A 12,398-nucleotide genomic window follows, 5' to 3' on the forward strand; every position below is an offset into this window, starting at 1 on the left:
CGAGATGTCATCAACGGAGATGCCCACAGGAAATGCAGCAAAACTCGGTAATGTTGGAAAAATAGGAAATTTTGTAAATAAGATCCCCCCACCAATATCGATTAATAAAGGCTTAACTCCCGCTTTAGCTACAGGCAAAGTTAATACGATTCCATACAACGTCATGGATGACTTGTACAATCGAATCCATCAAACGAGTAAGGAAGCGTTTGGAGACAGTCGTGGTGGGAAAGTGTCGGTGGGTGTTGGAGAAGGTAGTAAAAGAGCCAGCGTAGTTAACCGTCCAATTCAAACTATTAAAAATAGGTATCCAAATGAAGTCCAGAAAGGTAAAACATTCAATATTACACTTATAAATGGTAATTTAAAAATTAGAGATGGGATAAAAGAAGTAGATTTTATTATTGATGTAAATAACAATTTAAAGGTAGGAAGAGGTCACTCACATTTGGCGAGTGGTAAGGATGTTCAAGCGGCTGGAAAATTGAAAGTTGATGAGCTAGGGAATGTGAGAAAAATAACGAATGAGTCTGGTCACTATACGCCAACTCCTAAACAAGCAAAAAATTATGAACAAATTTTTAAAGAAGCAGGAATTAAAAACAAAAAACGCATGGTTAGAGATTCATCAATTAGAGCTAAACGAATTCTGGTTATGTTAATTTAGGAAAATTGAAAAAAAACAGAATCAATTAAATTGAAGTAAAGGAGGTAGCAGGCGTGTGTAGAGTAACTCAAATGAATGAGGAAATTTTTGCTGAAAATCTGCTTAAAACTGTTAATGAATTAAAAGAAAATCGAGGGATTTCAAGTAATAATTATAAATTTATTATAGAACCCATAGAGGAAGAGGGAAAAACTTTAGATGGCGGAGACGAAATGATGAAGCGCTTAGTTTTATCCAAAGATAATATAGGTGGAAAAAGATTATTAATAAATGATGTTGTAGGCATTTTAGGAGGGCTTTTTCCAAGAGCTCCAATTTGGATTAATGTATCTTTTGTAGAAATAGATGGAGATACGGCTATATTTAAGTTGGAAACTAGTTTGCGTTTTAGAAAGCCAACATTGCTTAGAAATGCTGAAACAGGTCACGCTCCATTTAAAGCAAACATTTAATTAGTAGGATAACTCAATACGAAGAATTTCATTACTTTATAAATTTTCAGAAAAGAAAAAAGCTAATTTAAATGAGAAAAAGGTTCCAATAAAGGAGCCTTTTTTCATCTCGTCAGTTGATCGTGCATTTGAAGGTATCATCGATGGAGCGGGAAAAGCTCTTGGTGACACGATAGACGGTCTCGTATCTCTATACAAATTTGCCGAGAAAAATTTACAACCAGGTCATATCAATTATATCGAAAAAGCAATCTTCGCTTCTCAACTCATCCATGACCCGAAGAAAAAGCTGGGGGAAATGAAGGATAAAGTAATCAATTTCCCAAAATATATGTGGGAAGGGATGAAAAGCGCCTGGAATCGAGATGTCATCAACGGAGATGCCCATAGCCGCGCTGAATTCTTCTCCCATGGGTTGACAACAATCGGAATTGGCGTAATCGGAGATAAAGGATTAAGTAGAGCAGGTTAGCTTGGAAATGCAGCAAAACTCGGTAATGTTGGAAAAATAGGAAATTTTGTAAATAAGATCCCCCCACCAATATCGATTAATAAAGGCTTAACTCCCGCTTTTGCAACAGGTACGGTAAACAACATTCCATACAATGTCATGGATGACTTATACAATCGAATCCATCAAACGAGTAAGGAAGCGTTTGGAGACAGTCGTGGTGGGAAAGTGTCTGGGGGTGTGGGGGAAGGTAGTAAGAAAGTTAGCGAATATAATGTTAGTGGTAAATTTGCAGACAATATATTAGAATCAGATTATCAAAACTATGTTAAGAGGGAAATAAAGGAAGGGAAAACACCACGTGATAGATTAGATTGGAAGGAAGCAAGGAACTTTTGGAACAGTGATTCCCCAATTGCAAGAGGAAATAGATTCAACCAAAAGGCTGTTAGAGAAGGTCGTTATCCATACTCTGAAATACATTTAAGAAATGGAAAAAGATTGGATTCTTTTGATCCTTTTAGTGGAGAAATCATCTCTAGAAAGGCAACTGGTTTGGACAATACTACTGATGAAACATATAGAAGATATTTGTCTGAATTTGAATCGAAGTATTCAAAAGGAACAGTAATTAGATCCGATAAATATTCCGAGCTAGATGGCACACCACTTGAAGGTAAATACATTTTGGAAATACCCGCCAGTAATCAAATTCTAAAAAATATAGATTATTTTAGAAAAATTGCAAAAGAATACGATGTTGAACTGAGACTTTTTGAGGAGTAGATATTATGATGAAATTTAAACCAGAAATTGAAAAAGCATTAGTAAAAATAAATTTTGTAGAGAAGTATGAAGCTCTTTCAAATTCCTCAAGAGAAGTGTACGATCTAGAAGAAATAATTGTAGATTTAGACAAACAAAAAATAGAAGAAATATTTAATGAATTAGGTTATACAAGTAAATATGTTAAAAAGGAAAACTTTTATAAGGTTGGGGAATATGGGGATAAGAAAGACATATATTTTGCTTTTCATATTTCTATTAATGTAGATGTGCTAAATTTTTTATATGGGTGGTTTATCATAACAATGAATTAAGATTAGGGATGCCATGGGCTGCATATTCTAGATTACTAATTTCACCTAATACGATAATTAAACCTCCTTTATTTAGTGATTATGGTGAACTGAAAAAAATATTAGTAAAATCATTAGAAATGTATGAACAATTTAAGGATGTCCTAATTGAAGAATATATGTAGTACATTTATAAGATTCCTTTTGTTTATTTGGTTATGAATAAACGGTGTTATTACTATATAAAGCTTCTTTTTTTAAAAAAAAAAAAAAGGAAACAATAAAATACAAAAAATAAGCGTTGAACGCAACGAAAAAACAAATAATTAATGAGTTGGTTGAGCTGGTTTTTATTCAGCTATATTTGATTTACTAATAGAAATATAGCTAACTGAATGCATCAAAAAACACCTGCTAAGAAGAGCAAGTGTGACTGTTAAACTAAAGGTGAAGGTGTTCCCCCCACCTGTACAAACCGCGCGAGGCGATTTTTTCCTTAAATATATATTACGCTTTTTCGTAATAAAAATCAATAATTTTGAAAAAATAATTATAAACAGATATAAACCCTTCATGTTTTTTATAGTATTTTTTGTAGTGTGATAAATTTTTCAACATGTCATTTAATTCACGATACCTTGCTCGTTTCTTTTCAATGTTGATAATAAAATTATCGTAAACCAAGAACAATGCTGTTAAGTCATGTATTTTCCTGTTAGATAACTTTTTTCTCCGAACTGATTTTGATATGCCAGGAATTTGTTTTATAAAATCTGTTATAGGGCGAACATAATCAACTTTTAATTGATTAATTTTTACAATATCCATAAGCAAAGGGCTATTATGTGCAGCGGAGTTACGAATGTTTTTTACGTGTTTTAAAACTTCATATAAATCTTTATATTCTTTTGGTTTGTTGAATCTAGTATAGTAAAATTCAACAAATTTAACGAAACCTCCAAAAGTAATGATTTCAAATAATATCCAAACTGGGGTATTTTCATTATTTTTTTTATATATACCATGATTGTAATGAGTTTTTGGTTTAAGTGGTTTCATAAATCGATCAATTGTTGAACTTTCAAAAGTAAAAAAGTCTTTAACTAAAGTATACCCATCTTCTTTAGGATTATTAGTAACATCCGTTAGTATTTTTGTTTTTATGGCGTGTTCAATATCTAGGCTCATTTGAAGGACAACATATCGAAGTTGCATATCGACAGATGCAAGATTCGAAAGAAAGAAAAAATCAAGGTTGATATATTTTCCAAGTTCATCTTTATCAAAGTTTTTTCGAAAAGCTGTTAACTTAAAAAAATAATTAGAGTGTTTTAAGATTGTTTTTGCTTCTTTTTTATTTATAATATTGAATTGAACTCCTTTATTTTCGAGATGGTCTATCATTTCATTAAATGTAAGCTTTTTCTTTAAAAAGGTATCTACGACAACCAATCTCGTTCCCCCTCCCTTATTGAGTTTATTATCAATATATCAGAACACAGCGCAGGTTCATATAGAGTGTGCTACTTTGAGTTGTTGTTGAAAATATTTCTAATAATAGTATCGTATTAAGATGATCACATAAGCACCTGTCCACTAATTAAAAACCTCCCCCAAATATTTGAGTTTTTGTGAGGGTAATTACAAACCATTATAATAAAAAAATTTATAAATGTTGATATAATGCTTTTTCTTAGTTTTAAATACTGTAGTTTGTTGAGCACAGGCATTCATTATAGTAAAATATAGCAGTTCAAACAACTTTCAAAAGTGATTAGAGTTTTTATTTTTTAATGTAAAGTCAATATTTGAGACAGGGAGGATTTTTTTATGCATATAAAAGATTTAGTTGGACAGATCACGACATTGACTGTCAGCCGTCAAGCTGATTTTGGTTATTTTCTAACAAATGGAGAAGAGGATGTGTTATTGCATAACAACGAAGCGAAAGAAGAATATCGTATTGGGGAAGCTGTCGAAGTGTTTTTATATATCGATTCACAAAATAGAGTTGCCGCTTCGAGTTTCCTTCCATCCGTAACATTAGGAGATTATAATTGGGCAACTGTCACCGAGGTAAAGAATACGTTCGGAGTCTTTTTACATATCGGAATTCAAAAGGAAATATTGTTAGGAGCAGAGGATTTACCAGCTTTAAAAACAGTTTGGCCGAAAAAAGGAGATTTATTATATATTACATTAAGAGTAAATAAAAATTATCGTATATACGCTAAGCTCGCGTCAGATGAAATAATGAAAGAAAAAGCTATTAAAGCGGATAAAAAGGTTCTAAATAAAAATATTAACGGGCACATATACCGTACTAGTAAAGTAGGTAGCTGGATTATTACAGCAGAAGGTTATAAAGGGTTTATTCATCAGTCAGAACGGAAGCGTGAACCACGTTTAGGTGAAAAAGTGAGTGGAAGAATTATCGATGTGAAAGAAGACGGTTCGATTAATGTTTCTTTGTTGCCAAGAAAACAAGAAACAATTGATGATAATGCTAATAATATCTTAAGTTATTTAAAGGATCGCAACGGAGCGATGCCTTACTGGGATAAAAGTTTGCCGGAAGATATCGCTGCTCGTTTTCAAATGAGTAAAGCTGCATTTAAACGGGCATTAGGAAAATTAATGAAAGAAGGGAAAGTGTATCAAGAGAATGGCTGGACATATGAAAATAAAGAACACTAATCAGGAAAAAAATCCCCCTGCTTCTAGGGGGATTTGAGTAAACATTTTTTTTTTCTCTATATACAAATTCATTTATAAGTGATCAGTTTTTTTGGAGTATTGATTTTTTCCAGCTTTACGATTCTTTTCGCTAAGGGCATTTTTAAGTTCTTGATCGGCTTGGTTGTCTCTTGCTTTTTTATCATTATCTGAAGTTCGGGACAAGATAAAAAACTCCTTTCAGTTGTACATAATAATAATCTACTATTATTATTTCATACAACAGAAAGAAGTATGTAAGTTAGGTTAGGAAGGTAATTTATTTAGAAAAAAAAAATGGCAATTGTGCCCGGCCCAGAATGGGAGCCGATTGCAGCGCCGATTGTATTAATAACAAAATGTTTTGTGCCAAATTGTTGTTCAATTGCCTTTTTTATTTCAAATGCTGTTTTTTCATCATCACCATGGCTAATCCCGATAACTTGTTCGCCTAAATTGTCTCCACGTTCGTTCATGATTTCTAATATGCGACGTAAGACTTTCTTTCTCCCGCGAATTTTTTCAAGGGGAATGAGCTTTCCTCCTTCGACATTAAGAAGGGGTTTAATGTTTAATAAGCCGCCGACGAAGGCAGATGTTTTTGAAATACGACCGCCTCTTGCTAAATACTCTAGATTATCAACTGTAAATAAATGTTCCATATGTTTACAGTTAAAGTGAATATCTATTAAAATATCATCTTTTGATGCACCCGATAAAGCTAGTTCAGCGGCGCTTTTGACAACAAGCCCGTAACCGAGTGACGCACAGTTTGAATTAATAATTGTCAGATCAAGATCAGGATATTCATCTTTTACTTGTTGCTCTATCATGACAGCAGTTTGGTATGTACCTGATAGTTCAGATGAAAAAGCAATGTAAATAGCTTGTTGTTTTTCTTTAGCTATTTCAATAAAAAGATCTTTAAATCCTTGTGGAGAAGCTTGTGATGTTTTTGGGGCTTTACCACTTCGCATCGCATCATAAACTAATTTCGGGTTAATTGTTTTTAAATCTTCATATTCGCGATCATCAAGATGAACTTTTAATGGGATTAATGTAATTTGATGCTTGTTCAAAAAATCCAAAGGTAAATCACAGGCACTGTCAGCTAAAATCTTTACTGACATAAATATTCACCTACTTCCTACAAATATATGTATTAAGTGTAGCTGTTTCAAAATAAAAATACAATGAATTGTGTTGAAAAATAGTAAAAATGGGGAAAAGATATAGAAAGGAGTATCGGGAGGATGAAAAAGATGATTTGGCTCCATATCAAAAAATTTACAGTAGTTTTAATAGGAGCGCTCTTAAATGCGATCGGAATGAACTTGTTTTTGATCCCGGCAAATGTATATGCAAGTGGTTTTGCAGGAATGGCGCAGCTACTATTTAACATTACAAATGATTTTCTTCCATTTACAATTACGACAGGAATTTTATTATTTATATTAAACATTCCTGTAACCATTTTAGGATGGAAAAAGGTCGGTAAATCATTTACACTATATAGTTTTATAAGTGTTATCCTCATGTCTACTTTCCTTGAAATGATACCGATATATGCACCATCTAATGATATTTTATTAAATGCAGTATTTGGGGGCGTTATCGGCGGCATAGGGGTTGGTATCACGTTAAAATGGGGAGCCTCAACAGGGGGAATGGACATTGTAGCGATGGTGTTATCACGAATGAATGATAAACCAGTGGGAATCTATTTTTTTACTTTAAATGCGATCATCATTGCGGCTGCGGGTTATTTATACGGTCCAGAAAAAGCGTTATATACACTCGTTACTCTTTATGTGTCAACTCGAGTAATTGATGCAATACATACAAGACATCAGAAGCTGACAGCTATGATTGTCACAAAAAATACAGACGAGTTAAAAAAAGCCATTTATGCAAAGTTAATTCGTGGGATTACGACTGTTCCAGTAAAAGGAGGATTTTCGAATGAAAACAAAGAAATGCTTATAATCGTTATTACTCGCTATGAGTTGTTTGATTTAGTTCGCATTATTAAAAAGGTTGATCCCCATGCTTTTACAAATATTGTTCAAACAACAAATATATTTGGCTTCTTCCGCAGAGAATAAACATAAATACATTCTCATGGAGGGGCTATCTTGAAAAGAGTTGTGTTCATTTTAATTATTTTACTGCTGTGGACTAATCAAGTAATGATAACGAAAGCGAATGGAAAGGGAGAGGGGCAAAAGGTGCCGGATTTTCAATTCATCGTTCATGTGTTGCCGGGACAAGAGCAAATTGATTTTGAACTTATTTTAAAAAATAATGAAAAACACCCAATTAGCTTTGAGTTCCCTACATCACAAAAATATGAAATTACGCTTTACGACCAATCTGGTCAAGAAATTTATCGTTATTCAAAAGATAGAGCTTTTTTACAAATGATTCAACCTTTAACGATTAAGCCCGAATCGGCGGTAACTTGGTCAGAATCATGGGATTATACTGTAAAAGGAAAACGTGTGAAAGCTGGAGATTATAAAGTAGTTGCTCAGTTACAGGCGTTAAAAGCGGATGGAGTAAATATTCAAGCTAGTAAACAAAGTACATCAATTATAAACACGACGATACCTGAAAAAAATCCAGTCTTTCGTCATATTACTGTTTCAGGAGAGAAAGGAGAATACACAGTCACTGGGGAAGCGCGTTTTATGAATAAATCCCTTTTTTACACAGTTGAAGATGGCCACGATCAATTAATAGATGAAACGAAATTAACACCTAAAAAAAAACAAGATACAGAATGGGAGAAATTTAAGTTACAATTATCGATACGGAAAGAAAGTATTCAAAAAAATACGACGCTTCTTTTATTCCTTTACGAACGAGATCCAAAAACGAAAGCAATAATAAATACGTATCCAGTTGTTTTGGAAAGGTTTCTTTAATTCATTAAAACGAAGGGGTGTCCATAAGCCCCTAAAATAAAGCAGGAGGAGATAAACAAAACATCTTTTTTCTCCTCCTGCTTTCAAGAGATTCCCGGGTCGACTTTATGTCAGCCTTTTGTTTTTTAAAAGGATATGTTAAAGGAAAGAGTACTAAAGACCTGAAAAAACAGCTACACTCCTCCGAGTGATGATTCTTTTACGTTTTCCAATTTACGTGCTTCAGCCTCTGCATACGTTAAGTGATAAGGGATGCGTTCAGCATGTTTTGCAACGGAATCTTTTCCTTGCTGTACAAAACGTCTAGAACGGTTTCTTTTGCCCATTATATTGTATCCCTCCGTTTTTTATAACAATCCTTTTATCTGTTTATTAGCCCAGTCCTGAGATGCTAAGAAACGGCTACACCGTTTCATTAGTAGTATGTTCAAAATGATCCGTTCTACAAAGGAAAAGCATGGTTTTTTTAAAACTAATTAAATATTTAGCAGTTCACTTAAATAAACTGCAATTCCGTCTTCTTCATTTGTTAAAGTTACTTCATTTGCAATCGTCTTTACTTTATCGATCGCATTTCCCATGGCGATCCCTTTTCCAGCAAAATCAAGCATTTCAAGGTCATTATCTTCATCGCCAAATGCAACAACTCTTTCACGCGGGATTCCATAATAATCAGCAACTTTTTTTAAGCCAACCGCTTTATTTAATCCATATCTAACAATCTCAACGACGTACCACGGCGCCGCCCAACTTCGATGGTCGATTACTTCCGCATGTACATCTGTTAAATGCTTACGAATTGTTTCAACATTAGATTCATCTGCATGAATAAGCATACTTGTTGGTGAGTCTTTTAAAAATTGACGTAGATCTCCTGTTGTAATATTTGGTTTTCCAAAACCAAATATATCAAGTAGCTTTTCATCGTGATAATGAAAATAAACATCATCTATCACTTCAGCAATGATATTATTAAATTTAAATGACTGCAGCGCATCAACGATTTTTTTTGCGATATTAATATTCAGTGGTGTATGAAAAATTCCCCATCCGGAATCAAGGGGATGATGAACAAACGCTCCGTTAAAGTTTACAATCGGTGTATTTAATTCGAGTTCCCGATAATATATTTCACTTGAACGAAATGGTCTTCCAGTTGAAATCATGACAATATGACCAGCAGCTTTTGCCTTTTGAATGACCTGTTTTGTTTTTTCTGAAATTGTTTTATCATCTTTAAGTAAAGTACCATCCAAATCTAATGCAATTAAAAATTTTTCAGCCATATTTTCTCTTTTCACTCCTCTAGTTATTGTCCTGCAAACTTACAATCAGTAAACTAAAGTGTAACTTTTTTTAAAAAATTGATTGACCATGATACACTGAAGGGAGAGAGAATTTAAAAATTACATTGTTTCCACTCTTATTACTATGGTAACAGCTTTAAGCTAAATCGTAAAAAGTTATACTTCAAGGAGGTACATATGATAATCGTTGAAAACAAGCAAGTGGACAACATTCCATTACTTCATTTAGTAAAAAAAGAAAATGCAAACGATCAGCTTCCTTTTGTTATTTTTATTCATGGTTTTACAAGTGCGAAAGAACATAATCTTCACTATGCTTATTTATTAGCTGAAAAAGGTTTCCGTGTTGTTTTACCTGAAGCAGTTTATCATGGAGAAAGAACGGAAGGGTTAGATGAACAAGCATTAATGAAACATTTTTGGGAAATTGTCATTCGGACGATTCATGAATTATCGGTGATAAAACAGCAATTCGAAAATGAAGCAATCATTGATTGTAACAAAATTGGTCTTGCTGGAACATCAATGGGGGGAATTGTAACCTTAGGTGCATTAACTCAATATGATTGGATTAAAACAGCTGTAAGCCTAATGGGTATGCCAGCTTATGAAAAGTTTGCAGTTTGGCAGCTTCAAGAGTTGGAAAAACTACAGATAAAGATGTCAATTTCTAATAAAGAAGTGGAGAGTATCCTTGAAAAGATTAGAGAATACGATTTAAGCCTTCAACCAGAAAAATTAACAAAAAGACCAATTCTATTTTGGCATGGACAAAAAGATCCAGTTGTTCCTTTTTCATATACATATGAGTTTTATCAAGAAATAAAACCGCTTTATCAAAGTAATCCTGAGAGGATAAAGTTTATTACCGATGAAAACGGAGGTCATAAAGTAAGTCGTAAGGGAATATTAAACACAATCACTTGGTTTGAAAAACATTTATCCTCATCATGTTAGTTAATTGTATACTCACATTGACTAGGTTAAAATTGAACAAAAGGAGTGTGAAAAATGGATCAAGATTTAAAAGATAATATTCTCGGAGCACTTGAAAATGTTCTTGACCCTGAACTAGGCATTGATATTGTTAATTTAGGATTAGTATACGATATCGGAATTGATGAAGAAGGAACAACAACGGTAACAATGACATTAACATCAATGGGTTGCCCACTAGCAGGAACAATTGTAGACCAAGTAAAAACCGCATTAAAAGATATTCCAGAAATAAAAGAAGTGAACGTAGATATCGTTTGGAATCCGCCATGGTCAAAAGACAAAATGTCAAGATACGCGAAAATTGCACTGGGTATTCCTGATTAAGAAAACGGATGAAGAGCAGTAAAGTCCCCATGAATTTATGGAGACTTTACTGTCAAGATTGCAATATTAATATTCTGAATATTATATAAATTATTAGGGTTGATTATAGAAAATTTAAACAGTAAATGATCATTGATGAAGTATTAAGACTTGTCAAACAACAAAGGGTTGTATACGCTTAAGAAAACGATTTTGTGAGGATATTAACAGTCATTCTGACGAAAAGATTGTTAAAATACAGGTCAACATGCTTTTATATCAATGGAGTTGATGTTATGACTAAATTAGGCATAAAAGATCAATTAAATCGACCGCTTCGGGATTTGCGAATATCAGTTATTGATCGCTGCAATTTTCGTTGTCAATATTGTATGCCAGCTGAAATATTTGGGCCTATTTTCAAATTTTTACCGAGAAGTGAGCTTTTAACATATGAAGAAATTGAACGGTTAGCAAAAATATTTGTACAATTGGGAGTTGAAAAGATTCGTTTAACGGGTGGAGAGCCGTTAATGCGGAAAGATTTACACTATTTAGTTAAACTCCTTGCGAATATTGAAGGCTTACGAGACTTAGGATTAACATCAAATGGCGTTTTAATGCCGAAGTATGCAAAGGCGTTAAAAGAGGCCGGCTTAAAAAGGGTTAATATTAGTTTAGACAGCTTAAACGATGACCTATTTCGAAAAATTAATGGCAGAAATGTTTCCGTTCAGCCAGTATTAGAAGGAATTTATGCGGCAAGAGAAGCGGGGTTAGGTGTAAAAATTAATATGGTAGTAAAAAAAGGATTAAATGACTCAGAAATTGTCTCAATGGCAGATTTTTGTAAAAATGAACAGTTGCAGCTCCGCTATATAGAATACATGGATGTCGGCAGTACAAATGGCTGGCTTTTACGTGATGTTGTGACGAAAAAAGAAATTTTTCAATTGTTACAACAGTGCTATGAATTAGAGGAAGTCGAACCTGCTTATTTTGGAGAAGTTGCCAAATGTTATAAATATAAAGGTACAAACATAGATGTCGGTTTTATCACATCTGTGTCCGAATCATTTTGTTCTAGTTGCACGAGAGCTAGGCTTTCTGCCAACGGGCAAATATTCACGTGCTTATTTAATGGCAACGGACATGACGTTCGCTCATTTTTAAGAAATGGTATGAGTGAGGACGAAATAAAAGAGGAGATAGAAACGATTTGGAAAAAGAGAAAAGATCAATATTCAGACGAACGTTCCGAAAAGTCTTCTTCAAATCGTAAAAAAATCGAAATGTCATATATTGGTGGATGAACATGAAAGGAGAGCGGAGACAATAAAATCAATATTGAAACGATTTTAGAGACTTAAACATGTTGTCGGTCAAGGCGGAAGCGAATAGAACGGGTGTTTATAAGCTTACAACGAAGAATGCGAGGCGTTTATCAACAGTCTAAAAAGGGAACTGGATAGAAAGCCAGTTCTTTTTCATTTTCCTT

The 12,398-nt window shown here is 33.5% G+C and carries 17 protein-coding genes; 11 read left to right on the forward strand and 6 right to left on the reverse strand.

Annotation, left to right across the window (positions count from 1 at the left end; genetic code table 11):
* The first annotated feature begins 4 nt into the window (after window positions 1-4).
* The 3 genes from K6959_RS18800 (at window position 5) to K6959_RS03880 (ending at window position 1,591) form a co-directional block, all read left to right on the forward strand.
* A complete protein-coding gene (locus tag K6959_RS18800) occupies window positions 5-667 on the forward strand; it encodes a hypothetical protein (RefSeq protein WP_262421886.1) in 663 nt (220 codons plus the stop codon).
* A 71-nt stretch (window positions 668-738) separates the two neighbouring features.
* Window positions 739-1,119, forward strand: a complete 381-nt coding sequence (locus tag K6959_RS03875) for a hypothetical protein (protein WP_262421887.1) — start codon at window positions 739-741, stop codon at window positions 1,117-1,119.
* 298 nt (window positions 1,120-1,417) lie between these two features.
* Complete coding sequence (locus tag K6959_RS03880) at window positions 1,418-1,591, forward strand: hypothetical protein (RefSeq protein WP_223087683.1); 174 nt, start codon at window positions 1,418-1,420, stop codon at window positions 1,589-1,591.
* Here the strand turns inward: K6959_RS03880 and K6959_RS03885 are convergent.
* Window positions 1,588-1,746: a hypothetical protein gene (locus K6959_RS03885; RefSeq protein WP_163240677.1), complete on the reverse strand. Its 159-nt coding sequence runs from the start codon at window positions 1,744-1,746 to the stop codon at window positions 1,588-1,590. The two genes, K6959_RS03880 and K6959_RS03885, sit on opposite strands and share 4 nt — an antisense overlap.
* Window positions 1,747-1,810: 64 nt before the next feature.
* Here K6959_RS03885 and K6959_RS03890 point away from each other — a divergent pair, with 64 nt between their 5' ends.
* Both K6959_RS03890 and K6959_RS18805 read left to right on the forward strand, forming a co-directional pair.
* Window positions 1,811-2,356: a hypothetical protein gene (locus tag K6959_RS03890; RefSeq protein ID WP_223087685.1), complete on the forward strand. Its 546-nt coding sequence runs from the start codon at window positions 1,811-1,813 to the stop codon at window positions 2,354-2,356.
* 5 nt (window positions 2,357-2,361) lie between these two features.
* The gene (locus tag K6959_RS18805) at window positions 2,362-2,670 is read left to right on the forward strand and encodes a hypothetical protein (RefSeq protein ID WP_262421888.1); all 309 of its coding nucleotides are present in this window, start codon (window positions 2,362-2,364) and stop codon (window positions 2,668-2,670) included.
* Window positions 2,671-3,156: 486 nt separating this feature from the next.
* Here K6959_RS18805 and K6959_RS03900 read toward each other — a convergent pair whose 3' ends face one another.
* On the reverse strand, window positions 3,157-4,101 hold the full coding sequence (locus K6959_RS03900; protein ID WP_223087687.1) for an Abi family protein: 945 nt from the start codon (window positions 4,099-4,101) through the stop codon (window positions 3,157-3,159).
* 378 nt (window positions 4,102-4,479) lie between these two features.
* Between K6959_RS03900 and K6959_RS03905 the strand changes: the two genes are divergently transcribed.
* On the forward strand, window positions 4,480-5,346 hold the full coding sequence (locus K6959_RS03905; protein ID WP_163240671.1) for a CvfB family protein: 867 nt from the start codon (window positions 4,480-4,482) through the stop codon (window positions 5,344-5,346).
* Between the two features lie 72 nt (window positions 5,347-5,418).
* Here K6959_RS03905 and K6959_RS03910 read toward each other — a convergent pair whose 3' ends face one another.
* On the reverse strand, window positions 5,419-5,550 hold the full coding sequence (locus K6959_RS03910) for a DUF3941 domain-containing protein (protein WP_163240669.1): 132 nt from the start codon (window positions 5,548-5,550) through the stop codon (window positions 5,419-5,421).
* A 98-nt stretch (window positions 5,551-5,648) separates the two neighbouring features.
* Window positions 5,649-6,494: a DegV family protein gene (locus K6959_RS03915; protein WP_223087689.1), complete on the reverse strand. Its 846-nt coding sequence runs from the start codon at window positions 6,492-6,494 to the stop codon at window positions 5,649-5,651.
* A 132-nt stretch (window positions 6,495-6,626) separates the two neighbouring features.
* Between K6959_RS03915 and K6959_RS03920 the strand changes: the two genes are divergently transcribed.
* Window positions 6,627-7,469, forward strand: coding sequence for a YitT family protein (locus K6959_RS03920; RefSeq protein WP_163240689.1), 843 nt, complete (start codon window positions 6,627-6,629; stop codon window positions 7,467-7,469).
* 30 nt (window positions 7,470-7,499) lie between these two features.
* Entirely contained in the window at window positions 7,500-8,291 is a 792-nt protein-coding gene (locus tag K6959_RS03925) for a BsuPI-related putative proteinase inhibitor (protein WP_223087691.1), read from the forward strand.
* Window positions 8,292-8,464: 173 nt separating this feature from the next.
* Here the strand turns inward: K6959_RS03925 and K6959_RS03930 are convergent, their stop codons facing one another.
* Together K6959_RS03930 and K6959_RS03935 are read right to left on the reverse strand one after the other, a co-directional pair.
* On the reverse strand, window positions 8,465-8,617 hold the full coding sequence (locus K6959_RS03930) for a hypothetical protein (protein WP_163240663.1): 153 nt from the start codon (window positions 8,615-8,617) through the stop codon (window positions 8,465-8,467).
* Window positions 8,618-8,767: 150 nt separating this feature from the next.
* Window positions 8,768-9,577 (reverse strand): Cof-type HAD-IIB family hydrolase, encoded by an 810-nt coding sequence (locus K6959_RS03935; RefSeq protein WP_223087693.1) that lies wholly within the window; start codon window positions 9,575-9,577, stop codon window positions 8,768-8,770.
* Window positions 9,578-9,775: 198 nt separating this feature from the next.
* On the opposite strand from K6959_RS03935, the gene K6959_RS03940 reads away from it, so the two are divergent.
* The 3 genes from K6959_RS03940 to moaA all read left to right on the forward strand — a co-directional run bounded on the left by K6959_RS03940 (window position 9,776) and on the right by moaA (window position 12,213).
* Entirely contained in the window at window positions 9,776-10,555 is a 780-nt protein-coding gene (locus K6959_RS03940; RefSeq protein WP_163240658.1) for a prolyl oligopeptidase family serine peptidase, read from the forward strand.
* 54 nt (window positions 10,556-10,609) lie between these two features.
* Window positions 10,610-10,921, forward strand: a complete 312-nt coding sequence (locus tag K6959_RS03945) for a metal-sulfur cluster assembly factor (RefSeq protein WP_163240656.1) — start codon at window positions 10,610-10,612, stop codon at window positions 10,919-10,921.
* 275 nt (window positions 10,922-11,196) lie between these two features.
* Window positions 11,197-12,213 (forward strand): GTP 3',8-cyclase MoaA, encoded by a 1,017-nt coding sequence (gene moaA, locus K6959_RS03950; RefSeq protein WP_223087694.1) that lies wholly within the window; start codon window positions 11,197-11,199, stop codon window positions 12,211-12,213.
* Window positions 12,214-12,398 lie beyond the last annotated feature (185 nt).

It is taken from the genome of Bacillus aquiflavi (genome assembly GCF_019915265.1).
Taxonomy (GTDB): domain Bacteria; phylum Bacillota; class Bacilli; order Bacillales; family Cytobacillaceae; genus Bacillus_BT; species Bacillus_BT aquiflavi.

Coding starts and splice junctions, on each gene's coding strand:
- K6959_RS03920 (WP_163240689.1), top strand. CDS start 6,627: ATGATTTGGCTCCATATCAAAAAATTTACAGTAGTTTTAATAGGAGCG.
- K6959_RS03875 (WP_262421887.1), top strand. CDS start 739: ATGAATGAGGAAATTTTTGCTGAAAATCTGCTTAAAACTGTTAATGAA.
- K6959_RS03935 (WP_223087693.1), bottom strand. CDS start 9,577: ATGGCTGAAAAATTTTTAATTGCATTAGATTTGGATGGTACTTTACTT.
- K6959_RS03905 (WP_163240671.1), top strand. CDS start 4,480: ATGCATATAAAAGATTTAGTTGGACAGATCACGACATTGACTGTCAGC.
- K6959_RS18800 (WP_262421886.1), top strand. CDS start 5: ATGTCATCAACGGAGATGCCCACAGGAAATGCAGCAAAACTCGGTAAT.
- moaA (WP_223087694.1), top strand. CDS start 11,197: ATGACTAAATTAGGCATAAAAGATCAATTAAATCGACCGCTTCGGGAT.
- K6959_RS03945 (WP_163240656.1), top strand. CDS start 10,610: ATGGATCAAGATTTAAAAGATAATATTCTCGGAGCACTTGAAAATGTT.
- K6959_RS18805 (WP_262421888.1), top strand. CDS start 2,362: ATGATGAAATTTAAACCAGAAATTGAAAAAGCATTAGTAAAAATAAAT.
- K6959_RS03880 (WP_223087683.1), top strand. CDS start 1,418: ATGAAGGATAAAGTAATCAATTTCCCAAAATATATGTGGGAAGGGATG.
- K6959_RS03940 (WP_163240658.1), top strand. CDS start 9,776: ATGATAATCGTTGAAAACAAGCAAGTGGACAACATTCCATTACTTCAT.
- K6959_RS03915 (WP_223087689.1), bottom strand. CDS start 6,494: ATGTCAGTAAAGATTTTAGCTGACAGTGCCTGTGATTTACCTTTGGAT.
- K6959_RS03930 (WP_163240663.1), bottom strand. CDS start 8,617: ATGGGCAAAAGAAACCGTTCTAGACGTTTTGTACAGCAAGGAAAAGAT.